Source organism: Salarchaeum japonicum, assembly GCF_020614395.1.
GTDB classification, from domain to species: Archaea; Halobacteriota; Halobacteria; order Halobacteriales; family Halobacteriaceae; genus Salarchaeum; species Salarchaeum japonicum.
Map to the genome: position 1 here is coordinate 963,866 of NZ_CP085324.1, position 25,180 is coordinate 989,045.

Sequence of the window (25,180 nt, forward strand, 5' to 3'; positions counted from 1 at the left end):
ACTCGATAGTTCGCGAAAAACGAGATTCGACCTATCCGCCGAGGAAGTCCTGACGCACCTCCTCGTCGTCAAGGAGGGTGTCGCCGTCGTCCATGTAGCGGTTCTCGCCCTGCACGAGCACGTATCCGCGGTCGCAGCGCCGCAGGGCTTCCTTCGCGTTCTGCTCGACCATCAGGATGGACGTGCCGTCGTCGTTGATGCGGTCGATGCGGTCGAACATGTCCGCGACGAGGTCGGGCGCGAGACCCGCGGACGGTTCGTCCAGCATCAACAGGTCGGGGTCGAGCATGAGCGCGCGCCCCATCGCGAGCATCTGCTGTTGGCCGCCGGACAGCGACCCCGCGGTCTGCTCCTGGCGTTCTTCGAGGATCGGGAACCGGTCGAACACGTCCCGCAGGCGTTCTTCCGGCACGTCGTCGAGGATGTACGCGCCCATTTCGAGGTTCTCGCGCACGCTCAGTCCCGCGAACACGTTCTCGTTCTGCGGGACGTACCCCAGGCCCTCGTGGATGATGTCCTCGGGGTTCCAGCCGTGGATGGCCGTGTCGCCGAACGTGATGGTGCCGTCCATGTAGTCGGTGAGCCCGAACACGGACTTCATCACGGTGGACTTCCCCGCGCCGTTCGGCCCGACGATGGTGACGTACTCGCCGTCCCTGACGTCCAAGTCCACGCCGGAGAGCACCTGGAGGTCGCCGTAGCCCGCGTCGAGCGACCGCACGGAGAGCAGGCCGGCCTCGTCGTCGGGGAGCCGGGCGTCCGCGGACGCGCCGGTCATACCGTCCCCCCGAGGTAGGCCTCGATAACCTCCTCGTTCTGCGTGATCTGTTCCGGCGGCCCCTCGTCGAGGACGCGCCCCTGGTGCATGACGATGACGTGCTCGCAGTTCTCCATGATGAGGTCCATGTCGTGTTCGACCAGGAGGAAGGTCAGGCCCTCCGACTCCCGGAGTTCGTGGATGCGGTCTAAGAGTTTCTCTTCGAGCGTCGGGTTGACGCCCGCGAACGGTTCGTCCAGCAGCATCACGTCCGGGTCGGTCATCAGCGCGCGGGCGAGTTCGAGGAGTTTGCGCTGGCCGCCGGAGAGGTTGCCCGCGAGTTCCTGCGCGAGGTGGTCGATTTCGAAGAACTCCAGGGTCTCCCACGCGCGCTCGCGGACGGACTCCTCCTCGGCGACGACGCCCGACCGGAGGCCGGGTAGCACGGAGCGCGTCGCGGATTCGCCGGACTGCCCGCCCGGCGCGAGCATCATGTTTTCGAGGACGGTCATCTCTTCGAGCTCGCGCGCTATCTGGAACGTCCGAACCAGGCCGCGCTGCGCGATTCGATGCGGGGATTCGCCCGTTATCTCCTCGTCGCGGAAGTGGACGCTCCCGCTCGTCGGCTCGTGGACGCCCGTGATGCAGTTGAACGTCGTTGACTTCCCCGCGCCGTTCGGCCCGATGAGGCCCGTGAGCGAGCCTTCCTCGACGGAGAACGTCGCGCCGTCCACGGCGGTGATGCCGCCGAACTCCTTGCGGAGGTTGTTCACGCGGAGCGGGAGGCTCTTCGGCGTCGTCTTCGCGGCCTCCTCGGCGGGCGAGTCCCGCGATTCGGGTTCCGCGTCCAGTTCGCCCTCGGTCTCGGGTATCTCGGTGTCGTCTGCGTCACTCATCGGAGTCACCTCCGGCGTTCGCGTTCGCGGGACGGCTCTCCTCTGAGAGGGAGACGGCGGCCGCGGTTTCGGTGCGGTCGCCGAGGATGCCGTCCGGTTTGTACTGCACGAGCAACACGAGCAGAGCGCCCATGAACATGAAGCGTAACGTGTCGATGTTCGCGAGGAGGAACGCGACGATGGCGAGCGGGTCGCCCGTGGAGACGGTGGTCACGACGTTGTCGGGCGCGCTCGGGAGCGCGACGTTGTAGTCCGCGAGCAGTTTCACGACCACGTCGGAGAGTATCGGCGGGGCTTCGTAGAGCAGGCTGGCGAACACCGCGCCGCCGATGATGCTCCCGACGTTCGACCCGGAGCCGCCGATGATGAGCGCGATGAAGATGTAGAACGTGAGTTCCGGCCGGAAGTTCGTCGGAACGACCGACGCGCGCGGCCCCATCGCGTACCAGAGGATGCCGGCGAGCCCCATGAGTCCGCAGCCGAGCGCGAACGCCCGCACCTTGAAGCTCTGGGTGTTCTTCCCGAGGGATTGCGCGGCGACCTCGTCCTCCCGAATCGCCTTGAGAACGCGGCCGAACGGCGACTTCCCGGCGCGTTCGAGCAGGAGGTAGACGAACAGGAGCACGACGAGCACGCCGAGCGTGTAGACGATGTTTATCATCACGATGCGGGTGAGGTCGAGCGGTTCGCCGAGGCCGAACACGAACGACCCGAGCGCCGTCGGCTCGGAGATGATGCTCCCGGGGTCGGTGAGCAGGAGCGTCTGGACGGGGCTCGTCGGGAGGTTGTCGAACCCGCTCGCGCCGCCCGTGATGTCGATGAGGACGGGCGAGTTCAGGGTGAGCCGGATGATTTCGGAGAACGCCACCGTGACGATGGCGAGGTAGTCCGCGTCCAGCCGTAACGCCGGGAGCGCGGCGACCAGTCCGATGACGACGGCGGCGAGGATGCCGCCGAGCACGCCGACGGGGAGCGGGAGGCCGAGGCCGGGCGGGACGCCGCCGGGGTCGGCGGAGAGGATGACCGTGGTGTACGCGCCGACGGCCATGAAGCCCGCGACGCCGATGTTGAACAGGCCCGTGTACCCCCACTGGATGTTCAGCGCGAGCACGGCGATGGCGTAGACGGCGGAGAGGAACGTCACGCGGCGGATGGTGGCGACGACGCCGTACGTCGGGTATTCGAGGAACGCGCTGAGCGCGTAGAACAACAGCCAGATGCCCGCGAACAGCGCCGCGACTTTGAACGCGTCGTTGCGCACGACCTGCCGGAGCAGACTCGGCGTCTCGTTCTCGCTCATGTCGTCTTCACCCCGCTGAAGATGCCGGACGGGCGGAACAGGAGGATGAGAATCATCAGCAGGAACGCGGTCGGGCGCGCGAACGCCGACCAGTCGCCCTGGAGCCAGACGAGCGACACGCGGCTCGCGAGCCCGATGACGAGGCCGCCGGCGATTGCGCCGTAGATGGAGCCGATGCCGCCCATGATGACGGCGGCGAAGATGAGGAGGAGGAGCCGCCAGCCGGTCGTGAACCCGAGACCGCCCTGGCTGAGCACGAGCAGGAAGCCCGCCGCGCCCGTGAGGCCTGCGCCGATAACCCAGGTCGTGGTGATGACGCGCTCGGTCGGGATGCCGGTGACGCGCGCGAGGTCGCGGTTGTCCGCCATCGCGCGCATCGCCTTCCCGAGTTTCGTGCGCTGCAGGAGGACGTGCAGGCCGAGCATGAGGAGGACGGCGATGACGATGAGCGTCACTTCGTGCGCGTTCACGATGAGTGCGCCCGCGTTACTCGGGACGAGCACGGACGGGAACAGGTCGACGAGGAACGCCGGGGCGACATCGGCGACGGTTTCGGCGAACCCGACGACGACCTGAACGAGGTCGAAACTCGGCAGGCGCTCCGTCGAGGTGACGATGCGGCGGCTGTTCCCGAACACGAGGCTGATGAGGTAGCGGAGCGCGAACGCGACCCCGACGGACGCGATGAGGAGCGAGATGCCGTCTGCGTCCCGGATGGGGCGGTAGACGACGCGGTCGATGGCGAGCGCGAACAGGAGCGTCGCGAGGATGGACACGGCGAGTCCGAGGAAGACGGCGAGCGGGGAGAGCCAGAGGTTCGCGCCGGCGTCTCCCGGGGGCGTGCGCAGGAGGACGAGGTTGACGAGGTCGAGGCCGCCGAACCCGGCGATGACGTACGTGACGGCCCACCCGGAGAACGCGCCCGTGGTGAGGTAGTCGCCGTGCGCGAAGTTCGCGAAGTTGAGGATGCTGTACGTGAGCGAGAGGCCGATACTCGCGAGGCCGATGACGAGGCCGATGACGAGACCGTTCCAGACGTAACTGCTGAACTGGCCGAACGGAATCGCGCCGCCGATACCCCCGGAGAGGTCGCCGACGACCGGTACGTCGCTCACCACCGGGAGCGTCGCGAGGTTGACGCTCACGCCGACGCCGGCGAGTTTCAGGATGAGGTCGACGAGGAGAAACGCGCCGAACCCGGCGACGAGCGCGCCGCCCGGGCCGCTCTTGGCGAACGCGACCCCCCGTTCGAGGGCGGACTGTCCATTGGTTTCTATACCCATGGGTGGTGTCAGGATGCGGGTGTTCAATAATGCTCCGCTCGAACCGATACTTCCCGCTGTTCGCGTGACAGGTCTCAGTTCCGGCGGACGCGCGGCGCGAACGCGGCGAACGCGAGACCGAACACGAGCAGCCAGACGCCGGGCACGAGGAGGTACCACGGCATCCCGAAGTGCATGAAGCCGGGGCTTCCGAACCCGAGCGCGGTCACGGCGAGGTAGGAGAAGGAGAGGAGGGCGGCCTGCACGACCGCGTAGCCGGCGAGCAGGCGCGCGTCGCCGTCGAGTGCGTCGATGGCCATTAGAGCGCGGTGAAGAGGAGGTAGGGCACGCCGAAGAACAGGACGGTCATGCCGGCGAGCACGAGGAGGTAGCTGACGAGGGTTCCGAGGGCGGCCGTCCACGACGGGTGGTCGAACGACTGAACGCTCATACCTCAGTGGACTCCGCGGAGGGTCTTAAAACGTGTCAGTCGAGGATGTCGGCGATGCGCCGCGGCTCCCCCGAGAGGCTGGGGTTCGGTTCGATGAGTTTGATGACGTCGTGGTCGGTCACGTCCGGGTACGGCTTCTCGGTCGCGTCCTCTATCATCTCCTTCTCCAGGCGGAACTCCGTCCCGGCGTAGACGGCGTCCACGCCCTCCTCGTCGAACGACATCGTGGTCATGTCCCGAATCAGGGTGCGCAAGAAGAAAAGCACCACGTCACGGCGATAGTTTCAAATGGATGCCCGCAGTCGATTCGGCCACGATGTCCGCTCCCAACGCATCCGCAGGACGCAGTCGGGAGCGGACAGTGCGTTCGGCCGCGTGACGCGGGCCTCACCCGCCTCGCGCGTCGGGCGCGCTCCCTTCGCTTCTCGCCGCACCGCTTACAGATCCTTCAGAGAGACAGATGTTCCCCGAAACCATCGACACCGACAGACTCGAACTGAAACGCCTCGACACCCACGTGGACGTGCTCGACTACTACGAGGTGTGCGCGCACGACCCCGCCATCGAGGAGATAACGCGGTACATGACGTGGAGTCCGCACGACACGCCGAAGGAGACGAAAGAGTACCTCGACCACGTCCGCGAGCAGTGGGAGGACGCCGAGAGCGCCCAGTACGGCATCTTCCCGACGGACGCCGACGAACTCGCGGGCGCGACCGGGCTCGGCGTGGACTGGGAGCGCGACCTGGGTACGCTCGGCTGTTGGCTCCGCAAGCCCTACTGGGGCCGCGGGTACTCGGGCGAACGCGCGGACGCCCTCCTCGAACTCGCGTTCGACACGCTCGACCTCGCCTGCGTGCAGGTGAGCCACGTCCCCGAGAACGAACAGTCGGAGCGCGCCATCACGAAGTACGTTGAGCGCCACGGCGGCCGCCGCGAAGGCCGCCTGCGGAACGCGCTCGCCGACCAGGACGGCGGCGTCCACGACGAAGTCCGGTACACCGTCACGCGCGAGGAGTACGAGACCGCGCGCGGATAGGGGGTCGGGGTCTCCGAGAGGCTTTTACCCCCTGCCGTCCAGAATCGGGGTGTGCTGGGCACGGACCCCCTCGACGAACTCTCGATTCCGGACGGAACGACGGTCGAAGAACACGACCTCGTGACGGACGGCGACGTGCTCGTCGGCGGGCAGAGCACGGTCGAGTTCGGGGTTCGCGGCCACAACGTCATCGCGGGCGAACGCGTCCAGTTCGACGGCAACATCGAGGCCGAGGGCGACTGCCGGCTCGACATGTGGTGTGAAGTCGAGGGGAACGTGCTCGTCGGCGCGGACGCCTACCTCGGCGAACGCGTGAACATCGACGGCCGCCTCGTCGTCGGCGGCGACCTCGACATCGGCGACGACGTGGACATCACGGAGGGATTCGAGGCGAACGGCTGGATCGTGATTCGGAACCCGATGCCGACCATCGTCTTCTTCATGGTCTACCTCTCCCACCTCCTCCGCATCGGCGAGGAGGAGGAAGCCCAAGACCTCGTGGACGAACTGACGGACGCGGAGGAAGCGGAGCCGGTTCGGGTGCCGCGGAGCGCGCACGTCAGCGACGACGCGTGGCGCGTCTCCACGCCGGCGACCATCGGGGACGAGTGCCGGCTCCACGGGAACGTCCGCGCGACCGAAATCGAGGTCGGGCGAGAGAACAACATCTTCGGGAGCCTGCGCGCGCAGGGCGACATCGTCGTCGGCCCCGACACGAAGATTCACGGCGACGTGACCACCAGGGGCGGCGACGTGACCATCGAGTCGGGGGCGCTCGTCCTCGGGAACGTCTCCGGGACGGACGTGGAGATTCAGCCGGAGGCCGCGGTGGACGGCTCCATTCGGGCGAGCGGCGAGACGCGGATGGCGGGCACGGACGTGGAGCGAGAGCCCGAGTAGTCAGTCGCGCGCCTGGTCGAGCGGGTCGTCGATTTCGCCCATCACCGCCTCGAACGCGTCCGTCGCCGTGACCAATCCGACGACCTCGCCGTCGCGGAGGACGAGTGCGAGTTCCTGATTCTCCGCCTGGAACTGGTCGATAGCGTCGCTGACGGTGGTGTCCGCGGAGAGCGTCATCGGCGGCGCGGCGACCTCGTCGAGCGTCATCTCGCCCGACCGGATGTCGTCGATGTGGTCGATGACCGCGGGCACGTAGACGATACCGACGAGGTCTTCGGGCGTCTCCCCGACGAGCGGGTATCGCGTGTGCGGCGACGACGTGAGGCGGTGGAGGTTCTCCTCGATGGACTCGGCGGTGGAGAGGAACACCACGTCCTCGCTATCCACCATCACGTCCGTCACCGCGGTCGTCCCCACGTCGAGCGCGTTCACGACCTCGGTGAGGCGTTCCTCGGAGAGGTCGCCGCGTTCGAGCACGGATTCGAGGCGGTTCCGGAGTTCCGCGCGACTCTCGATGACGTCCTCCTCGGTTTCGAGCCACGCGCCCGTCATCTCCACGCCGAACAACCGCAGGGTGCCCTTCGCGATACCGTCCCCGAGCGTGATGATGGGGGAGATTGCGAAGTGGAACCAGTAGAGCGGCGCCGCGCCGTACTTCGCGACGAACCGGGAGCGCTCGACGCCGAGGTAGGTCGGCGTCTGCTCGCCGTGCGTCAAGTGGAGGAGGTTGATGAGGAGGAACGCGAGCACCGCGCCCGCGCCGACGGACGCGAGGAACGTCCCGTGGAACACCGGCTCGAAGATGGCGGCGAGCGCGGGTTCGGCGACGATACCGACCGCGATGCTGGACGCCGTAATCCCCACCTGACACGTCGTCAAGTAGAGTTCGAGGTCGTTCGTCATCTCCCACGCGCGCTCCAGCGCGGGGTTCCCGTCCACGAACTCCTCCTCGGTGAACTGGCGGGCGCGCGTCAGCGCGAACTCGATAGCGACGAAGAAGCCGTTCGCGAGAATCAGCCCGAGACCCGCGACGAGACGTATCGTAATCTCAAGCGAATTCATCGTCCCGGCGATTCAGTCCGGCGACGAATAGCCCTTATGGCGATTGTCAGCAACCGAAAGCCCTTCTTCGACGCTGTGACTACTCGGGCTATGCTCTCTCTCGCGCTCGCCGGAAAGCCGAACGCCGGCAAGTCCACCTTCTACACGGCGGCGACGATGGCGGACGTGGACGTGGCGAACTACCCGTTCACGACCATCGACGCGAACCGCGGCGTGACCCACGTCCGCACCGACTGCCCCTGCCTCGAACGCGACGAGCGCTGCGGGCACGAACACTGTCACGACGGGAAGCGCTACGTCCCCGTCGAACTCCTGGACGTGGCGGGGCTCGTCCCGGGCGCGCACGAGGGGAAGGGCCTCGGGAACCAGTTCCTCGACGAGCTCACGAACGCCGACGCCATCCTGAACGTCGTGGACGCCACCGGCGGCACGAACGCCGAGGGCGAACCCGTCGAAATCGGGAGTCACGACCCCCTCGAAGACATCGACTTCATCGAGCGCGAGATGGATCTCTGGCTCGCCGGCATCATCGACCGGAACTGGGAGACCGTCGAACGCCAGTCCCGCAGTCCCGGGTTCGACATGGACGACGCGCTCACCGACCTCCTCACCGGGTTCGGCGCGACCGAACACGACGTGGCGGCCTGCCTCCGCGAACTCGACTACCCCGAGAGTCCGATGGCGTGGGAGGACGACCACCGCGAAGCCCTCGCCACCCGCGTCCGCGAGCGCACGAAACCCATCGTCGTCGTCGCGAACAAGATAGACGCCGCGCCCGCGGAGAACGTCGAAGCCCTCCGCGCGCTCGACAAGCCCGTGATTCCCGCGACCGCGCAGGGCGAACTCGCGCTCCGCCGCGGCGCGGACGCCGGCGCTATCGACTACGACCCCGGCGACTCAACGTTCGAGGTCGTCGGCGAACTTCCCGACGACCAGCGCGCGCTCCTCGACGCGCTCTCCGACACCATGGACGAGTACGGCGGCACCGGCGTCCAGCGCGCGCTCGATTACGCCGTCTACGACCTCCTCGACCACATCACCGCCTACCCCGTCCAGGACGCCTCGAAGTGGACGGACGGCCAGGGGAACGTCCTCCCGGACGCCCACCTCCTCCCCCGCGGCAGCACGCCCGTCGACCTCGCGTACGCCGTCCACTCCGACATCGGCGACGGCTACCTCCACGCCGTCGACGCCAAGACCAGCATGGAAGTCTCGGACGCCTACGAACTCGAAGAAGGCGACGTCGTCAAGATCGTCAGCACCGCGAAGTAGCTACTCGTCGACGGTCTCGACGTTCTCGCGCACCCACTGAGCGGCGCGCTCGACCTCTCCACTATCTGTGCCGGTGACTTTGATGCGGTTCGGGTCGTCGGTCGCGGGATAACTGCCCACGGTCACGTCGAACCCGTCGCGCAGGTCTTCGAGTCGGCCGGTGAGCGCGCCCTCGGGGGCGGGCGTGTAGACGGTTTCCGAGACGACATCGCCGCCGAAATCCGCGGCCATCCGCTCGAAGACGGCTTTCATCTCCGCGGGAACGCCCGGGAGGACGTACACGGACTCGACGACCGCGCCGGGGGCGAGGCCGGCGTCGTTCGGGACGACGCGCGCGCCCTCGGGCACGCTCGCCCACGCGTCGAAATCGAGGTCGAGGTCGTACGCGTCCACCAGCTCGGGGTTGTCGTCCGCGAACTGCTCCGCCGTCTCGACCACCCGTGACTTTGCGTCGTCGCTCACCACGACATCGCGGCCGACGGCGTCCGCGACCGCGTCCATCGTCACGTCGTCCGGCGTCCCGCCGAGGCCGCCCGTGACGAGCACGGCGTCGAACCGCTCGCGCCACTCCCGCGTGTATGACGCGATGGTGTCGTGGTCGTCCGGGACGACGAGCACGCGCGTGACGGTCGCGCCGCGCTCCGTGAGCCGTCGCGAGAGCCAGGACGCGTTCGTGTTCTCCGTCTCCCCCGCGAGGAGTTCGTCCCCGACCGTGAGTAACGCGACTTCCATACCACGCCGTGGGCGCGGCGGACGGGTAAGGGTTATCGCACGCGGTCGGTCGCGCGCCGCATCCGCTCGACGGCCTTCTTGATGTTCTCCACGCCGTTCGCGTACGAGAGCCGCGCGTACCCCTCGCCGCGCTCCCCGAATGCGTCACCGGGGACGGCGACGACGCCCTCGTCCATCACGGCGTCCACCCAGCCCTCCGGCACCTCGGGGAACGCGTAGAACGCGCCGGACGGCGTCGGCACGTCGAGTCCCATGTCTTCGAGGCCGTCGAGCAGGACGTTCCGGCGCTCCTCGAACGCCGCCACCATCTCGTCAACGGGAGCCTGCGGGCCGGAGAGCGCGGCTTCCGCGGCGTACTGGGCCGGCGCGCTCGCGCACGCCTGCACGTACTGGTGGACGCGCACCATGCGGTCGACGCGCCGCTCGCTCCCCGCGACCCAGCCGAGCCGCCAGCCAGTCATCGAGTACGTCTTCGAGCACGCGTTCACCACGACGACGTTGTCGGACTCCGCGAATTCGAGGGGGCTGCGGTGCTCGCCGTCGAACACGATGTGTTCGTACACTTCGTCGCTGATGCAGAGCACGTCGTGTTCGTCCGCGATACGCGCGAACTCCCGCATATCCTCGGGCGGCGACACGGCCCCCGTGGGGTTGCCGGGGCTGTTCACGACGAACGCCGCCGTGTCCTCGGTGATGTGCTCCTCGACGGTCGCGGGGTCGAGCGTGAGGTCGTCACGCAGGGGGAGCGGCACCGGCTCGCCGCCCGCGAGTTTCGTGAGCGCGTCGTACGCGACGAACCCGGGGTCGGGGAACAGCACTTCCTCGCCCGCATCGACGTGCGCTTCCAGCGCGAGGTGGAGCGCCTCGCTCCCGCCGGCGGTGGCGACGACGCCGTTCTCGGGCACCGAGACGTCGTTGTCCCGGGCGTGTTTCTCCCGAATCGCCTCCCGGAGTTCGGGAATCCCGTAGTTCGACGTGTAGCCGTCCGTCTTCCCGGCCTGAATCGCGTCCACCGCGGCGTCCCGCGCGTGCTGGGGCGTCGGGAAGTCCGGCTGGCCGATGCCGAGGTTGATGGCGTCCTCGCTCGCCGCCTCGAACACTTCCCGGATGCCGCTGATGGATATCGACTCCACGCGCTCGGAGAACTCCGTCATACCTACCGACGCGGCGAGAATCCGTATAAACCTACGGCTTCAGGAACTGCGAACAGGCGGCGACTCCCTCGGTCGTGCCGGCGTCCCCGCCGGTTTCGCGCTCCGACACGACCCCACTCGTCAACTCATGGCCGCGACTGGCCGCCCACTCACTGATAAACGTTCGCCGTCAACGAAACAGCCACCACGTGTTCTCGCGCGGAGCGCGAGATTCCCGGTTGCCTCCGGCGACCGCCCTTTTTCGTGAAGGGTTTGCCGCGAGCGGTCAGCGCGCGGCGCTGACCCGAGCGGGAAAACGGTTCATTGGAACATCCGCATCGGCTGGGCCTGACTGGATTCTTCCTCGGACGCCTGTTGCATGCGCTGGGCGAGTTTCTCTTTCTGTTCGCGGATTTCTTCGGCGCGGTCGACGAGTTCGTCGGTGTTGACATCGACGCCGGTGATGGGTTCGATGCCGTTGGTGAGGAGTTGGTTGGCGGCGGCGGGGTCGGGGAACTGGGGGTCGCTCTCCACGACGAGGCCGACGGCGTCGAGGTGGGTTTCGCCGGCGCGGTTGAGGAGTGCGCCGGTGGGGCCGCCGACGACGCCGCGTTCGGGCGGGGTGGGGATGTCGTTCTCGTCGAGGAGGGTGGCGGCGTTCCCGGTGGCGACGCCGTAGATGTCGGGGATTTCGTCGGGCGTCTGGTCTTCGATGGGGAGACCGCTGAGGTAGAGGGGGGTGGCGTCCACGTCGGTGAGCCAGTTGGTGACGCTGTCGGCGAAGTCGACGGCGGCGGTGCGGGAGACGGGAACGTCGCTCTGGAGGGCGAGGAGGTCGCGTTCCTCGTCGGCGTAGATGCGGACGGGTGGTTCGATGCCGCGGTTGCCTTCGTCGTAGATGGCGACGCGGGGGATGCCGTCGGCGTCGATGCTGGCGACGTACTCCATGTCGAACTGGTCGACGAGGAGGTCGGTCGCGATTTTCCCGACCAGTCCGACGCCGGGCAGTCCTTCCACGAGCATCGGGTCGTCGAGGGATACGTCCGTCTTCTCGCGAACTCGGGCCATACTCGGGGGGACGGGGGGCGGACACATAATTCGTGGGGCGGAGGCGAAACGCATTAGCGCGCGCTCGCCCACTCCGCTAGTAATGGAGGCTATGCGGCGGTACGAGTCGATTATCGACGACTTCGAGGCGTTCCTCGACGCGTGCGAGCGCCCGCTCCCGACGGTGGTTCGCGTGAACACGATTACGGGGAGCGTGGAGCGCGCGGTGGCGGCGTTCGAGGACGAGGGCGTGGCGGTGTCGCGCCGCGAGTGGAGCGACCGCGTGCTCGAAGTCGATACGGAGAAACCGGGGAACACGTGGCCGTACGTCCACGGCTGGGTGCACGGCCAGGAGGAGGTGTCGGCGATTCCGGCGCGCGTCCTCGACCCCCAGCCGGGCGAGGCGGTCTGGGACACCTGTGCGGCTCCGGGAAGCAAGGCGACCCAGCTCGCCGACCTGATGGACGACACGGGACTCCTGGTGGCGAACGACGACAACCTCGGGCGGCTGTCGGCGCTCCGCGGGAACGCCGACCGTCTCGGCGTGACGTGCGCGGCGGTGACGAACGCTGACGCGCGCCGGTTCGACCCGTCCGTGGTGGACGTGGACGCGTTCGACCGCGTGCTCGTGGACGCGCCCTGCACGTGCGAGGGGACGATTCGGAAGAACCTCGACGCGCTGGACGAGGCGAGTCCGGGCGCGAGCCGGAACCTCGCTCGACTTCAAGCGGACATCCTGCGGCGCGCCGTCGAACTCACGCGCGACGGCGGCACCGTCGTCTACTCGACGTGCACGTTCGCGCCCGAGGAGAACGAGGCCGTCGTGGACGAGATTCTAGGCGAGTTCGACGCGCTCTCGGTGGAGCCGTACGACATCGCGCTCGACCACGACGACGGCCTCACCGAGTGGAACGGAGAATCGTACGACGAGTCGCTGGCGAACGCGAAGCGCTTCTACCCGCACCAGAACGACACGGGCGGGTTCTTCGCGGCGAAACTCACGCTATGAGAGGAAACGACAGCACGCAGTTCGACCGCCTCCCCGAGACGGCCGCCGACCGCGAGGTCGAGGGCCGCCCCAGTCGGGAGGCAGTGGTGGAGTGGTGGACGGATCGGTTCGGGCTGGACGCGTCGATATTCGAGGGGTACACGTTCTGGGAGAAGGGCGCGGGGCGCGTGTGGGCGCTGCCGGCGAACCCGGAGCTGCCCGTTCCGGTGGAAGCGCTGGGGTTGAACGTTCTCCGGACGCGCCAGGAGCACTGGAAGCCGACGACCGCGGGCGTTCAGCGGTTCTGCCGGGACGCCACGCGGAACGTCGTGGAACTGAACCGCGAGCAGGCGGAGCGGTTCCTCGCGGGCGACGACCAGGAACTCGACTGGGACGGCGACTGGGGCTACCTCGTCGCCGCGCACGACATCGCGGACGGACTCGAACCAATCGGCGTCGGCCTGTTCACGTACGGGTCGCTTCAGTCGATGGTGCCGAAGGGCCGTCGCCGCGAGTTCTAGGCGCGACCGTCGCCGGCGCAGTGACGTATCCGGCGGCGACTCGTTCCCGGTCGCCGTCGCGCTCCCGCTCGAAGTCGCTGAACGTCGGCGGGAGCCCGGCGGCGAGGAAGAAGTTCGGAGTGTCCTGGAGCTGGTAGTGGATGTGGGGTTCCGTGGAGTTCCCGGAGTTCCCGCACGCGCCGAGGCGCTCGCCGCGCTCGACCTCGTCGCCGACGGAGACGCACACGCTGTCCTCCTGGAGGTGGGCGAGCAGGCTGTACTCGCCGTTCCCGTGGTCGAGGACGACGTGGTTCCCGCGGATGTCCCACGTCCGCCACTCCGTCCAGCCGGTGCCGGGCCGGGGGAAGTCCCGAATGCCGTCCGTCGCGCGGACGACCGTTCCGGGTGCGGGCGCGACGACAGGCTCGCCGAAGCAGTGGTAGTCCGCGCAGTCCGCGCCGTCCCCCTCGTGGGTCGCGCCGTCGCGCTCCCGGAGGAAGTCGTACGCGTAGCGTTGCGCGAGCAGCTCCCACGAGTGCGAGGTGTCGCGGGTGACGCCGCCGTTCACGGCCGTCCACGAGCCCTCGAACGGCAGGGTGAGGCGGACGGACTGCTCGTACGACTCCGCGTCAGGGAAGCGCCCGCGGTAGCGGACGAGGGGCGCGAGCTGGCCGGCGAGTTGGGCGAGCGACGCCGCGAGCCGCCACGGCAGCAGTTCGAACAGTACCTGGGAGAGCAGGAAGCGCGCGGAGCGTCCGCGGTCGCCGCCCGCGAGCAGTGGCGCGACGAGCGGCCACAACCCGAAGAGGAAGAACAGCATGAACACCTCCGGCCACTCCGGGCCGACACCGAACGCGGACGGGACGCCGAGGAATCCGAGGTAGAACAGCGACCCGGGATCGAACTTCACCATATCCTCTCCGGGACGCGACGCGGCAAAAACCCACCGCGCCACGGGAGAACGCGCGGGATACTACTTCTCGCGGAGCGTTCCGCCGCCGAGGCCCTCCCAGGCGACCCGGTAGCCGAGTTCCGCGAGCACCGCGCTCGCGTCCGACAGCCCATACCTGTCGAGCACGGCCTCGGCGTCGCTGAACGCCATCCCGGCGTCGAGGTCGTTCGCAAGTTCGTCGAGCACGCGCGGCCGGACGAGCGTCCGACCCACGCGCTCGTGGTCGGGGAAGACCACGCGCTCGATGGCGTCCTCGCTCACGCCGCGTTCGTCCGCGAGCGCCGAGAGCGTGAGCACGTCCGCGTCCGGTCGGAGTTCGTCGGGCAACTCGGCGGCCGCCGCGTCCACGAGGTCGTCCTCGTACGCACGTAGCTCTCCCACCACGTCCTTCACGCGCACCGACCCCGTGTAGGGAATCGCGCGGTGGTCGCGAACCTCGACGTCCTCGCCCGCGCCGAGCGACTCGTCCACCGCGACGAGCAGTTCCTCTTCGACCGCGTCCAACTGCTCCAGTTTCTTTTCGACGTACTCCGGCGTCCAGAACCCCATAATTTCGAAGTAGACGCGGAAGTCGGCGTGGTCGTACTCGAACGCGAAGTCGGGAATCATCACGCGGTCGCCGGCGTCGAGCAGGTCGGGTTCGCGGACGAGCGTCCAGTCGAGGTCGAGGCCTTCGAACGCCGCCGCGAACTCGCGCTCGACGCCGCTGTCGTAGGACACGTCCGTCACGGGTTCGACGCCGGGCGCGCGCAGGGGGTCGTCGCTCGACAGCGTCATTTCGCGCTCGGTGCCGCGGTCGTCGATGGTGGCGTCGAGCTGCCAGTCGTCGGCGTCCACGACCGCGCGCAGCACCCTGGCGAACCGCGTGCCGTACCGCCGGGTCGCGCGGAACAGCGCGTCCGGCCCCGTGAGGACGACCTCGCGTCCGCTGTCGGTTTTCACGATTTCGTACAGCAACCCGAGGCGCTTCACGGCGGAGACGAGTCCGCGCGGGTCGCTCGTCCGCACTCGCACCTCCGTCGCGTCGAACAGCGCGGTCTGTGCGAGCGAGAGGTTGTACTGCGCCACGAGTTCCGCGGGCGTCCAGCGGGCGTCCACGTCCGTGAGCACCTGGCGGGACTCGCGGTCGGCGTACAGCGACCGGTCGAGCGCGTCCGCGTCGGTGTCGAGGCGCTCCGCGGCCTGTGCGAGCGCCGCCTCACGCTCGCGCTCGGTGACGACGCCCACGTCCTCGGCGGCGCGGAACGCGGCGCGGCGGGCGCGCTCCGGGTCCACGTCCGCCCGCGTCTCGAACGCGCAATCGCGCTCGACGAGCGCCGCGAACCCCCGGACGAGCTTGAAGTCCTCGCTCTCGCGTTCGAGGGCGGTGAGCGCGTCGTCGAGCGCCTGCCGGGGTTCCCCGACGTGCCCCTGGTAGGTGCCGAGGACGCGCGCGGCGAGCGGTTCGCTGTCCGCGTCCGCGAACCGAGGCCGGTAGCCGCCGCCCCGCCGCGACACCCGCAGCAGGTCTTTCGTCAGCACGGTTCCGGATAGGGCGGTGGCGGGTAAAAGCCTGACAGAAAGTATTTTCCGCGGACGACGGAACCCACTCGTATGCATCGACGCGCGTTCCTCCGGCGCGGCGCGGCCGTCGGCACCGTCGCGGCGGTCGGCGGGCTCGCCGGCTGTTCGTCCGGCGGTGGCTCCGAGTTCACGCTCTCCACGCACGGCACCACCATCGTCGAACTCGACGACGGCCGCCTCGGCGTCGACGTCACGGTGACGAACACCGGCGACGCCACCCAGTCCGGAATCGTCTACGTCACCGCGGAACTGAACGGCGAGAAGTCCGTCGAACTCCGGCAGGTGACGCTCGACGCGCACGCGACCCGCACCGTCACCGTCCCCTACGACGTGCAGTACAGCGAGGTCGAGTCGTTCAGCGCGAGCGCGACCGTCCGCCGCGCCGAGGACGACTAGCGCCGCCGCGCAGCCACGCGTTCTTCCGCCGTGTCCTCGGAGACGAGTTCGTAGAGCAACGCCCGCCCGCCGTCCTCTTTCGGGCGGAGCACGCGCCCGAGCCGCTGGGTGAACTCGCGTTCGCTCCCCGACCCCGCGAACACCACCGCGACGTTCGCGTCCGGCACGTCCACGCCCTCGTCCAGCACGTTCGCCGTCACCACCCGCGAGTAGTCGCCGCGCCGGAACGCGTCGAGGACGCGCCGCCGCTCCGACGCGCCTGTCTCGTGCGTGATGGCGGGCATCAGGTAGCGCTCGCTCAACCGATAGACGAGGTCGGTCGAGGCCGTGAACACGATGACTCTGTCCCCGCGGTGGCGGTCGAGAATCCCTTCCAGCTCCCGTACCTTGTTCTCGGACTCCTGGACGATTTCGCGGGCGCGCTGTTTCGCCAACAGCGCCTCGCGGGCCGCGGGGTCGCTCCCCGAGCGCTTCACGAGTTCCTGATAGTCGCTGCCCGACCGGAACTGGATGTTCGACGCCTCCAGGTAGTCCGTGAACGTTCCCTGTGCGTCCTCGTAGCGCTCGCGCTCCTCGTCGGTGAGCGGAACCGACCGCCGCTTGATGTCGTAGTCCGCGAGGTGCGTGCCCGCCAAATCGTCCGCCGAGAGCCGGTAGACGACGGAACCGACGAGGTCTTCGATTACCTCGTGCGCGCCGTCCGGCCGCTCGAACGTCGCGGTGAGGCCGAGGCGGGCGGGCGCGGCGAACAGCCGCCCGATGTCCCGGTACCCCTCGCCGCCGAGGTGGTGAACCTCGTCCAGGACGAGCAGGCCGAAGCGGTCGCCGAGGTCGTCCGCGCGCAGGTACGCCGAATCGTAGGTCGCCACCGTGAGGTCTTCGACGACCTGCTCGCCGCCCCCGAGTTGGCCCACCGGAACGTCGAACTCGGCGTCGAGTTCCTCGCGCCACTGCACGAGCAGGTCGATGGTCGGCACGACCACCAGCGCGCTCCGCCCGACGGACTCGATGGCGTTCACGCCGATGACGGTCTTCCCCGACCCCGTCGGGAGTTCGAGCACGCCCCGGCGGTTCGCGTCCCGCCACGCCGTGACGGCCTCGCGCTGGTACTCCCGGAGCTCGTACGACGACGCCACGTCAAGCGGCGCGTCCCGGAGCACGTCGTCCTCGTACGCCGCACCCGCGTCGTCCAGGGCCTCCCGAATCGCGGCGTACCGGTACGCGGGCGCGCGGCCGGTGTCAGTTCGCTCGTCCGACTCCACGCCCGGCAGGTCGAGCGCGTCCGCGCCCGCCACGCGCACCGTGCCGTCCTCGAACGAGAGCCGAATCACTGCCCTCGTCCGGCCTCGCCCTCCCGTTCGCCGTCGCTTCGCTCCTCGTCCTCGCCCGCGACCGCCTGGGAGAACGCGAGGGAGAAGGAGATGCCCATCGCGACGCCGACGCCCATCCAGAGCGCGAGGTTGTCGAGGGCGACGCCGAGCGCGACGCCGATGGAGAGGCCGACGCCGATACCGATGCCGACGCCCGCCGCCGTGAACTCGGGTTCCGTGTCGCTCATACGCCCACTCGGGCACGCCGGCTAATGGGCCTTTCTCGTGGCGTTCTGAAATCCTTATACGGGCGGGCGGCCCAGATTCGGGGTATGAGTGACGAGGAAGCCACCAGCGCCGACGAGACGGTCGAGGCGGGCCGAGATGCGCCCGAGCCGGCGCTCGCGGAGCGCGTGGCCGAGTACGACGACGCGTTGGCCGCCGAGGTCGAGGCGCTCGAAGCGGAGGCCGACGAACTCCGCGCGGAGACCGCCGACCTCGAAGCGGAGGTCGAGGAGTTGGAGGAGCGCGCACAGCGCGTGCAGGCGGACTTCCAGAACTACAAGAAGCGCGCGAAGAAGAAGCAGGCGCAGATAGAGGAGCGCGCGACCGAAGGCCTCGTGGAGGACTTGCTGGACGTGCGGGACAACCTCGCGCGAGCGCTCGAAGAGGACACGGACGACACCGAGTCGCTCCGGGAGGGCGTGGAGATGACGCTCTCCGAGTTCGACCGCGTGCTCGAAAACGAGGGCGTCGAGGAAATCGCGCCCGACCCCGGGACGGACGTGGACGCGAACCGCCACGAGGTGATGATGCGAGTCGAGAGCGACCAGTCCGCGGGGACGGTCGTCGACCTCTATCGGCCCGGCTACGAGATGGGCGGGAAGGTGTTGCGGCCCGCGCAGGTCACCGTCGCGGACGAGTAGCCTACCGCTTCGACATAAAGGTAGTGACGGCGGGCGGCGGCGCGGCCCGAAACGCTCGTTTTCGAGGAGTACGGCGGTCGTGGTAGGCGTTCACACTAGCAAGGTTTAAACGAAACGCGCGGCTTATTCGCTACCAAGATGGCTAGCGAGAAAATTCTCGGTATCGACCTCGGTACCACGAACAGCGCGTTCGCCGTGATGGAGGGAGGCGACCCCGAAATCATCGTGAACTCTGAGGGCGACCGCACCACGCCCTCCGTCGTCGCGTTCGACGACGGCGAACGCCTCATCGGCAAACCCGCGAAGAACCAGGCCGTCCAGAACCCCGACCAGACCATCGCGTCCATCAAGCGCCACATGGGCGAGGACGACTACACGGTCGAACTCGACGGCGAGGAGTACACGCCCGAGCAGGTGTCGGCGATGATCCTCCAGAAGATAAAGCGCGACGCCGAGGACTACCTCGGCGACGACATCGAGAAAGCCGTCATCACCGTCCCCGCGTACTTCAACGACCGCCAGCGGCAGGCGACGAAGGACGCCGGCGAAATCGCGGGCTTCGAAGTCGAGCGCATCATCAACGAACCCACCGCCGCCTCGATGGCGTACGGGTTCAACGAGGGCGACGAGAAGACGATTCTCGTCTACGACCTCGGCGGCGGGACGTTCGACGTTTCGGTGCTCGAAATGGCCGAGGGCTACCACGAAGTCCTCGCGACGAACGGCGACAACGACCTCGGCGGCGACGACTGGGACGAAGCCATCATCGAGTGGCTCGCGGACGAGTTCGAGGACGAACACGGCATCGACCTCCGCGACGACCGCCAGAGCCTCCAGCGGCTGAAGGACGCGGCCGAGGAAGCGAAAATCGAACTCAGTAGTCGAAAGGAGACGACCATCAACCTCCCGTTCATCACGGCGACCGACTCCGGGCCCGTCCACCTCGAAAAAGACCTCACGCGGGCGAAGTTCGAATCCCTCACGTCCGACCTCATCGAGCGCACGGTCGGCCCGACGGAGCAGGCGCTCGCTGACGCCGACCTCACCAAGGACGACATCGACGAAGTCGTGCTCGTCGGTGGTTCGACACGGATGCCCCAGGTGCAGGAGAAGGTCGAGGAACTCGCCGGCCAGGAGCCGAAGAAGAACGTCAACCCCGACGAGGCCGTCGCGCTCGGCGCGGCCGTCCAGGGCGGCGTGCTCTCCGGCGAAGTGGACGACATCGTCTTGCTCGACGTGACGCCGCTGAGCCTCGGTATCGAGGTGAAGGGCGGGCTGTTCGAGCGCCTCATCGAGAAGAACACCACCATCCCGACCGAGGCGTCGAAGGTGTTCACCACCGCCGCCGACAACCAGACCTCCGTGCAGATTCGCGTCTTCCAGGGCGAGCGCGAAATCGCCGAGGAGAACGAACTCCTCGGAGCCTTCCAGCTCTCCGGCATCCCGCCCGCGCCCGCCGGCACGCCCCAGATCGAAGTGACGTTCAACATCGACGCCGACGGCATCGTGAACGTCGAAGCCGAAGACCAGGGCTCGGGCAACAAGGAGGACATCACCATCGAGGGCGGGGCCGGTCTCAGCGACGACGAGATCGAGCGCATGCAGGAGGAAGCCGAGAAGCACGAAGAAGAGGACGAGGAACGCCGCAAACACATCGAGGCCCGGAACGAGGCCGAGTCCGCGGTGCAGCGCGCGAACAAACTCCTCGACGAGAACGACGAACTCGTGGACGACGACACCCGCGAGGACGTCGAAGCCGCCATCTCGGACGTGGAGGACGTGCTCGACGACGAGGACGCCAGCACCGAAGACCTCGAATCCGCCACCGAAGACCTGACCGAGACACTCCAGGAAATCGGGAAGCAGGCCTACCAACAGCAGGCGCAGGCCGGCGCGGCCGGCGGCGCGGGCGCTGGTATGGGCGGCATGGGCGGTCAGGCCGGCCCCGGAGGTATGGGCGCTGAAGGCGGCGACGGCGAGGAGTTCGTCGACGCCGACTTCGAGGACGTCGAGGACGACGAACCGCAGGACGAGGACAACTAACCATCCGTTCACTCGTCAGCATCGATGACTGAGAGCTACTACGACGTGCTCGGGGTGAGTCGGGACGCCGACGAGTCCGAGATAAAGCAGGCGTACCGGGAGCAGGTGAAGAAGTATCACCCCGACGTGAGCGACGAACCCGACGCCGAGGAGCAGTTCAAGAAGCTCCAGCAGGCGAAGGAAGTCCTGACGGACGACGAGAAGCGGCAGGCGTACGACCAGCTCGGCCACGAGCGGTTCACGCAGGCGGAGAAGCGCGGCGGGTTCGACGGCCAGGGCGGCCAGGGCGGCATGGGCGGCGCTGGCGGTCCGTTCGGCGGTCAGGGCGGTGCTGGCGGGATGAACGACATCTTCGAGCAGTTCTTCGGCGGGATGGGCGGCCAGGGCGGTCGCGGCGGCCCCCAGCCCGGTCAAGACCTCCGCACCCGGCTCAGTATCGACCTGGAGGACGCCTACGAGGGCGTCGAGAAACAGGTCACCGTCCGGCGACCCGAGCAGTGTCCGGACTGCGATGGCTCCGGCCACCCCGAGGACGCCGACGTGCGGACGTGCCCGGAGTGTAACGGCCAGGGGCAGACGACGCGAACCCAGCAGACGCCGCTCGGCCGCGTCCAGCAGACCCAGACCTGCCGGCGGTGTGGCGGCGACGGTGAACTCTACAGCGAGAACTGCGACACGTGCGGCGGGCAGGGCGAAGTCGAACGCAACGCCACGCTCACCGTGAACGTCCCCGCCGGCATCCGGAGCGGCCAAACCCTCCGCATGGACGGCGAGGGCGCGCCCGGCGACCGCCGCGCGCCCAACGGCGACCTCCTCATCGAAGTGGACGTGACCGACCACCCCGACTTCGAGCGCGACGGCGACGACCTCCACCACCGCCACGCCATCAGCTTCCCCCAGGCGACCTTCGGGGACACCATCGAGGTTCCCACCGTCACCGGAAGCGCCGAGTTCGACCTCCCCAGCGGCACGCAGAGCGGCGAACGCTTCCGCCTCCAGGGCAAGGGAATGCCGCATCTCCGCGGGCGCGGCCACGGCGACCTCTACGTCACCGTCCAGGTCGTCACCCCCGACAGCCTCAACGAGGAGCAACGCGACGCCCTCGAAGCCTTCGCCGAAGCCGGCGGCGAAGAAATCGACGTCGAACAGGGCTTCTTCGAGAAACTCAAGAACTCCTTCTAACGGACGTTTTTCCTGCTCGGGTTCGGCTCTCTCGAACCAAACCGCTCGCAGCAAAAACCCACTAAAAATGGACGCGGCGAAGCCGCGCCGGACTCGCTCGAACTACCGGACTATTCGAGTCGCTCGTTCGCGCGAACACTCCGCCCGCGTCTCCCTGCGAACCTTCAAATACCATCCCGGGGCCACTCGGCGGTGTGACGTGACCGTCGTCGCGTGTGGGGTTCGCGAAATCCATCGCTCGCCCGCACGCGAATCGAGGTGAGCGATGTGGTAGCCCCCGAGTGCGTCGGATTAATCCCGAGCGACATCTACTCTCCACCATGGAGACGCTGTACGACCTCGTGAACGACCTCCCGGAGTCCGCGGCACTCCGCGCGCCGCCCCGCGAGTACAACCGCCGCGAACTCCGGCAGACGGCGTTCAAGACGGGGAATTTCCTCCGGCATCGCGGCGTCCACGAGGACGCGACGGTCGCCGTCGCGGACGACCGCGCGCCCGAAGCCGTGTTCGCGTTCCTCGGCGCGACCCTGCTCGGCGCGCGCGTCCGATTCGGCGCGACCGCCGAACTCGACGCCCGCGCGTACGTCGCACCCACCGGCCTGCTCGACGACGTGTCGCTCCCCGCGGGCGGCCAGTACGTCGGGTACGGCGAACGTCCGGACGACCCGAGTCGCGCGCACTTCGAGCGGGACGTGTGGAGCGAGAACCCCGCGTTCCCGCCGGTGTCGTTCAGCGGTGACGCGGTCGCGCTCGCCACCGACGACCGCTACACGCACGCCGTCCTGCTGGACGCGGCGCGCCGCCTCGACTACGACAGCGACGACACTGTCGCGGTGCGCGCGCCCCTCACACATCCCGGGACGGTCGTCGCGGGCGTCGTCGCGCCCCTGCTCGCCGGCGCGACGCTTCTGCTCCCCGACGGTGACGCCACCGGCACGGTCGCCGTCGCGACGAGCGACGCGCCCGAATCCCGGACGATAGCCCCCGCCCGGGTTCCCGAAGGCTTATAGCCGCTCTGTGGCTGGGTTCGCGTCCATGCCCGAGAAGACGTGGCGGGACATCCGACCGGTCGCGCTCGGCGTCCTCCGACGCGGCGACGAGGTGTTGCTCGCGCGCCACCACGACCCCGAGACCGGCGAGGCGTTCTACCGCCCCCTGGGAGGCGGGTTCGAGTTCGGCGAACACAGCCGCGACGCCGTCGTCCGTGAGTTCGCGGAGGAACTCGGCGTCGAGTTCACCGTCGAGCGACGGCTGGGGACGTTCGAGCGCGCGTTCGAGTTCGACGGCGAGCGCGGCCACGAGGTGTGGCGGCTCTACGAGGGCGAGACGGTCGAGGACTGGCCGTACGAGCGCGACGAGTTCGTGGGAGAAGAGCCGGAACTGGACGAGACGTTCCCCGTCGAGTGGGTCGAAATCGATTCGTTGGACGACCGAACCGTCTACCCGGAGAGCCTCGCGGGCGTTCTCTAGCGGGCTTCCTTCAGTTTCGCGAGCGCGTCCGGGTTCTCGATGCTGGAGAGGTCGCCGATGTCCTCGCCGGTGTACGCGCCCTCGATGGCGCGCCGGATTATCTTCCCCGATTGCGTCTTCGGGAACTCGTCCACGAACAGGATTTCGCGGGGTTTGAACGGCTTCCCGAGTTCGTCGCCGACTTGCTCGCGGAGTTCCTCGCGGAGCGCGTCCGACGGCTGGTAGCCGTCGGCGAGGATGACGTACGCGACGACGGCTTCGCCGGTGGTATCGTCGGGGACGCCGACGGCGGCCGCCTGCGTGACGGCGTCGTGGTCGATGAGCGCGCCCTCGACTTCAGCGGGGCCGACCTTCCGGCCGGCGACGTTGAGCGCGTCGTCCGCGCGCCCGTGCAGGAACCAGAACCCGTCGGCGTCCTTCTGCGCCCAGTCGCCGTGGTCCCACACGTCCTCGAAGTTGCTCCAGTACTCCTCCAGGTAGCGGTCGTCGCCGCTCCAGAGGCTCCTGGTCATCGACGGGCAGGAGGCGCGCGCGACGAGGAACCCGCGGTCGCCGGTGTCCGCTATCGAGTCGCCCTGGCTGTTCACGATGTCCACGTCCATCCCGAGGCCGGGGCCGCCGAGCGTGCAGGGTTTGAGGGGTTCGGTCGGAAGAGGCGCGAGGAAGCAGCCGAACACCTCGGTGCCGCCGGAGATGTTGATGATGGGCGCGTCGCCGCCGCCGACGTGTTCGTGGAACCACCGCCAGGATTCGGGGTCCCAGGGTTCGCCGGTGGAGCCGAGGATGCGGATGCTGGAGAGGTCGTGGACGTCCAGCCAGTCGTCGCCGTGCTTGCGGAGCGCGCGAACCGCGGTGGGGCTGACGCCGAACGTCGTCACGTCGTGGGTGTCGATGAGTTCCCAGAACCGGTCGGGTTCGGGGTGGTCGGGCGCGCCCTCGTACATCACGACCGTGCCGCCGAGCGCGTGGTTCCCGATGAGCGTCCACGGCCCCATCATCCAGCCGATGTCGCTCACCCAGAAGAAGCGGTCGCTGGGCTTGTGGTCGAAGTTGAAGTGAATCTCCTTTGCGGGCTGGACGAGGCCGCCGGCGTGCGTGTGGACGATGCCCTTCGGTTTCCCGGTCGTGCCGGACGAGTAGAGGAGCATCGACTCGTCCGCGGACGCCATCTCCCGGGTGTCGTACTCGCCGGACTGGCCGGCGACGGCCTCGCGCCACCACTCGTCGCGGTCGTCGTCCCACGGGAGGTCGTCCGTCCCGGTTCCCAGTCGGTCGAAGACGATGGTGTGCTCGACGTGTCCGGCCTGTTCGATGGCGTCGTCCGCGCCGTCCTTGAGGCGGACTTCGCTCCCGCGGCGGTAGAAGCCGTCGCCGGTGAACAGCACGCTGCACTCGGCGTCGGCGATGCGCGTGGCGGTCGCGTCCACGCCGAACCCGCTGAAGATTGGCACCGCAATCGCGCCGACCTTGAAGACGCCGTAGAGGATGGAGACGACCTCGGGCACCATCGGCATGTAGAGAGCGACGGTGTCGCCCCGGCCGACGCCGCGTTCTTCGAGCGCGTTCGCGACCTGGTTCGACTCCCGGTAGACGTCGTGGAAGGTCTGTTCGCGAACCTCGCCGTCCTCGCCCTCCCAGATGGTGGCGACGTGGTTCCGGGTGCCGGAGTCGCGGCGGGCGTGTCGGTCGACGGTGTTGTGCGCGATGTTCAGCGAGCCGCCGGGATACCAGTCCGTGAACTGGGGGCCGTCGGACGCGTCGCGAACCGCGTCGGGGCCGTCGTAGAAGTCGAGTCCGAGGTAGTCTGGGAGTTCGCCCCAGAACCAGTCGAGGTCGCGCGCGGCCTGTTCGCGGAGGTCGGCTTCGCTGTCGATGCCGTACTCCCGCATGAACGCGCGGACGTTCGTCGCGTCCGCGAACGCCTCACTGGGTTCGTGCACCACCTCGTTCACGTCGTCGAGTGACTCCATGCGCGCAAATTCTGCCGGGTCTTTCTTAT

At 68.4% G+C, this 25,180-nt stretch carries 27 protein-coding genes; 11 read left to right on the plus strand and 16 right to left on the minus strand.

Annotation, left to right across the window (positions count from 1 at the left end; translation table 11 throughout):
• Positions 1-31: 31 nt before the first annotated feature.
• The 7 genes from LI334_RS05545 to LI334_RS05570 form a co-directional block, all read right to left on the minus strand.
• Positions 32-778 (minus strand): ABC transporter ATP-binding protein, encoded by a 747-nt coding sequence (locus LI334_RS05545; protein ID WP_227262174.1) that lies wholly within the window; start codon positions 776-778, stop codon positions 32-34.
• Entirely contained in the window at positions 775-1,653 is an 879-nt protein-coding gene (locus LI334_RS05550; RefSeq protein WP_227262175.1) for an ABC transporter ATP-binding protein, read from the minus strand. Before LI334_RS05550 ends, LI334_RS05545 begins: the two co-directional genes overlap by 4 nt.
• Positions 1,646-2,953 (minus strand): branched-chain amino acid ABC transporter permease, encoded by a 1,308-nt coding sequence (locus LI334_RS05555; protein ID WP_227262176.1) that lies wholly within the window; start codon positions 2,951-2,953, stop codon positions 1,646-1,648. Before LI334_RS05555 ends, LI334_RS05550 begins: the two co-directional genes overlap by 8 nt.
• A complete protein-coding gene (locus LI334_RS05560; protein WP_227262177.1) occupies positions 2,950-4,236 on the minus strand; it encodes a branched-chain amino acid ABC transporter permease in 1,287 nt (428 codons plus the stop codon). The genes LI334_RS05555 and LI334_RS05560 overlap by 4 nt, the downstream gene beginning before the upstream one ends.
• A 74-nt stretch (positions 4,237-4,310) precedes the next feature.
• Positions 4,311-4,535, minus strand: a complete 225-nt coding sequence (locus LI334_RS05565; RefSeq protein WP_227262178.1) for a hypothetical protein — start codon at positions 4,533-4,535, stop codon at positions 4,311-4,313.
• Positions 4,535-4,666, minus strand: a complete 132-nt coding sequence (locus LI334_RS13065) for a hypothetical protein (protein WP_264476822.1) — start codon at positions 4,664-4,666, stop codon at positions 4,535-4,537. The genes LI334_RS05565 and LI334_RS13065 overlap by 1 nt, the downstream gene beginning before the upstream one ends.
• A 35-nt stretch (positions 4,667-4,701) precedes the next feature.
• A complete protein-coding gene (locus tag LI334_RS05570) occupies positions 4,702-4,899 on the minus strand; it encodes a DUF5800 family protein (RefSeq protein WP_227262179.1) in 198 nt (65 codons plus the stop codon).
• Positions 4,900-5,126: 227 nt separating this feature from the next.
• Between LI334_RS05570 and LI334_RS05575 the strand changes: the two genes are divergently transcribed.
• The gene (locus LI334_RS05575) at positions 5,127-5,705 is read left to right on the plus strand and encodes a GNAT family N-acetyltransferase (protein ID WP_227262180.1); all 579 of its coding nucleotides are present in this window, start codon (positions 5,127-5,129) and stop codon (positions 5,703-5,705) included.
• A gap of 51 nt (positions 5,706-5,756) precedes the next feature.
• On the plus strand, positions 5,757-6,605 hold the full coding sequence (locus LI334_RS05580) for a polymer-forming cytoskeletal protein (protein WP_227262181.1): 849 nt from the start codon (positions 5,757-5,759) through the stop codon (positions 6,603-6,605).
• On the opposite strand, the gene LI334_RS05585 is transcribed toward LI334_RS05580, so the two are convergent.
• Positions 6,606-7,667 (minus strand): CNNM domain-containing protein, encoded by a 1,062-nt coding sequence (locus tag LI334_RS05585; RefSeq protein WP_227262182.1) that lies wholly within the window; start codon positions 7,665-7,667, stop codon positions 6,606-6,608.
• 90 nt (positions 7,668-7,757) lie between these two features.
• On the opposite strand from LI334_RS05585, the gene LI334_RS05590 reads away from it, so the two are divergent.
• Complete coding sequence (locus LI334_RS05590) at positions 7,758-8,939, plus strand: redox-regulated ATPase YchF (RefSeq protein ID WP_227262183.1); 1,182 nt, start codon at positions 7,758-7,760, stop codon at positions 8,937-8,939.
• On the opposite strand, the gene LI334_RS05595 is transcribed toward LI334_RS05590, so the two are convergent.
• The 3 genes from LI334_RS05595 to LI334_RS05605 form a co-directional block, all read right to left on the minus strand.
• Positions 8,940-9,671, minus strand: a complete 732-nt coding sequence (locus LI334_RS05595) for a competence/damage-inducible protein A (protein WP_227262184.1) — start codon at positions 9,669-9,671, stop codon at positions 8,940-8,942.
• A gap of 32 nt (positions 9,672-9,703) precedes the next feature.
• Positions 9,704-10,825, minus strand: coding sequence for a pyridoxal phosphate-dependent aminotransferase (locus LI334_RS05600; RefSeq protein WP_227262185.1), 1,122 nt, complete (start codon positions 10,823-10,825; stop codon positions 9,704-9,706).
• 300 nt (positions 10,826-11,125) lie between these two features.
• Positions 11,126-11,872: a proteasome assembly chaperone family protein gene (locus LI334_RS05605; RefSeq protein ID WP_227262186.1), complete on the minus strand. Its 747-nt coding sequence runs from the start codon at positions 11,870-11,872 to the stop codon at positions 11,126-11,128.
• 82 nt (positions 11,873-11,954) lie between these two features.
• Between LI334_RS05605 and LI334_RS05610 the strand changes: the two genes are divergently transcribed.
• Both LI334_RS05610 and LI334_RS05615 read left to right on the plus strand, forming a co-directional pair.
• A complete protein-coding gene (locus LI334_RS05610) occupies positions 11,955-12,860 on the plus strand; it encodes an RsmB/NOP family class I SAM-dependent RNA methyltransferase (RefSeq protein ID WP_227262187.1) in 906 nt (301 codons plus the stop codon).
• Positions 12,857-13,360, plus strand: a complete 504-nt coding sequence (locus LI334_RS05615; RefSeq protein ID WP_227262188.1) for a DUF7122 family protein — start codon at positions 12,857-12,859, stop codon at positions 13,358-13,360. The genes LI334_RS05610 and LI334_RS05615 overlap by 4 nt, the downstream gene beginning before the upstream one ends.
• Here LI334_RS05615 and LI334_RS05620 read toward each other — a convergent pair.
• Together LI334_RS05620 and LI334_RS05625 are read right to left on the minus strand one after the other, a co-directional pair.
• Positions 13,305-14,252, minus strand: a complete 948-nt coding sequence (locus tag LI334_RS05620; RefSeq protein ID WP_227262189.1) for a M23 family metallopeptidase — start codon at positions 14,250-14,252, stop codon at positions 13,305-13,307. The genes LI334_RS05615 and LI334_RS05620 overlap by 56 nt on opposite strands.
• Positions 14,253-14,312: 60 nt before the next feature.
• Entirely contained in the window at positions 14,313-15,812 is a 1,500-nt protein-coding gene (locus LI334_RS05625) for a DUF790 family protein (protein WP_227262190.1), read from the minus strand.
• Between the two features lie 72 nt (positions 15,813-15,884).
• Here LI334_RS05625 and LI334_RS05630 point away from each other — a divergent pair, with 72 nt between their 5' ends.
• Positions 15,885-16,250 carry a hypothetical protein gene (locus tag LI334_RS05630; protein ID WP_227262191.1) on the plus strand — a complete coding sequence of 122 codons (366 nt, stop codon included), beginning with the start codon at positions 15,885-15,887 and terminating at the stop codon, positions 16,248-16,250.
• Here LI334_RS05630 and LI334_RS05635 read toward each other — a convergent pair.
• The gene (locus LI334_RS05635; RefSeq protein ID WP_227262192.1) at positions 16,247-17,581 is read right to left on the minus strand and encodes a DEAD/DEAH box helicase family protein; all 1,335 of its coding nucleotides are present in this window, start codon (positions 17,579-17,581) and stop codon (positions 16,247-16,249) included. The two genes, LI334_RS05630 and LI334_RS05635, sit on opposite strands and share 4 nt — an antisense overlap.
• Entirely contained in the window at positions 17,578-17,808 is a 231-nt protein-coding gene (locus LI334_RS05640) for a hypothetical protein (RefSeq protein ID WP_227262193.1), read from the minus strand. Before LI334_RS05640 ends, LI334_RS05635 begins: the two co-directional genes overlap by 4 nt.
• An 84-nt stretch (positions 17,809-17,892) precedes the next feature.
• Here LI334_RS05640 and LI334_RS05645 point away from each other — a divergent pair, with 84 nt between their 5' ends.
• The 5 genes from LI334_RS05645 (at position 17,893) to LI334_RS05665 (ending at position 23,181) form a co-directional block, all read left to right on the plus strand.
• A complete protein-coding gene (locus LI334_RS05645) occupies positions 17,893-18,486 on the plus strand; it encodes a nucleotide exchange factor GrpE (protein WP_319799824.1) in 594 nt (197 codons plus the stop codon).
• Between the two features lie 138 nt (positions 18,487-18,624).
• Positions 18,625-20,529 carry a molecular chaperone DnaK gene (gene dnaK, locus LI334_RS05650; RefSeq protein WP_227262194.1) on the plus strand — a complete coding sequence of 635 codons (1,905 nt, stop codon included), beginning with the start codon at positions 18,625-18,627 and terminating at the stop codon, positions 20,527-20,529.
• A gap of 24 nt (positions 20,530-20,553) precedes the next feature.
• Positions 20,554-21,711, plus strand: coding sequence for a molecular chaperone DnaJ (gene dnaJ, locus LI334_RS05655; protein WP_227262195.1), 1,158 nt, complete (start codon positions 20,554-20,556; stop codon positions 21,709-21,711).
• Between the two features lie 320 nt (positions 21,712-22,031).
• On the plus strand, positions 22,032-22,721 hold the full coding sequence (locus LI334_RS05660; protein ID WP_227262196.1) for an acyl-CoA synthetase family protein: 690 nt from the start codon (positions 22,032-22,034) through the stop codon (positions 22,719-22,721).
• Between the two features lie 25 nt (positions 22,722-22,746).
• A complete protein-coding gene (locus LI334_RS05665) occupies positions 22,747-23,181 on the plus strand; it encodes an NUDIX hydrolase (protein WP_227262197.1) in 435 nt (144 codons plus the stop codon).
• Here LI334_RS05665 and LI334_RS05670 read toward each other — a convergent pair.
• Complete coding sequence (locus tag LI334_RS05670; protein ID WP_227262198.1) at positions 23,178-25,151, minus strand: AMP-binding protein; 1,974 nt, start codon at positions 25,149-25,151, stop codon at positions 23,178-23,180. The two genes, LI334_RS05665 and LI334_RS05670, sit on opposite strands and share 4 nt — an antisense overlap.
• Positions 25,152-25,180: the final 29 nt, after the last annotated feature.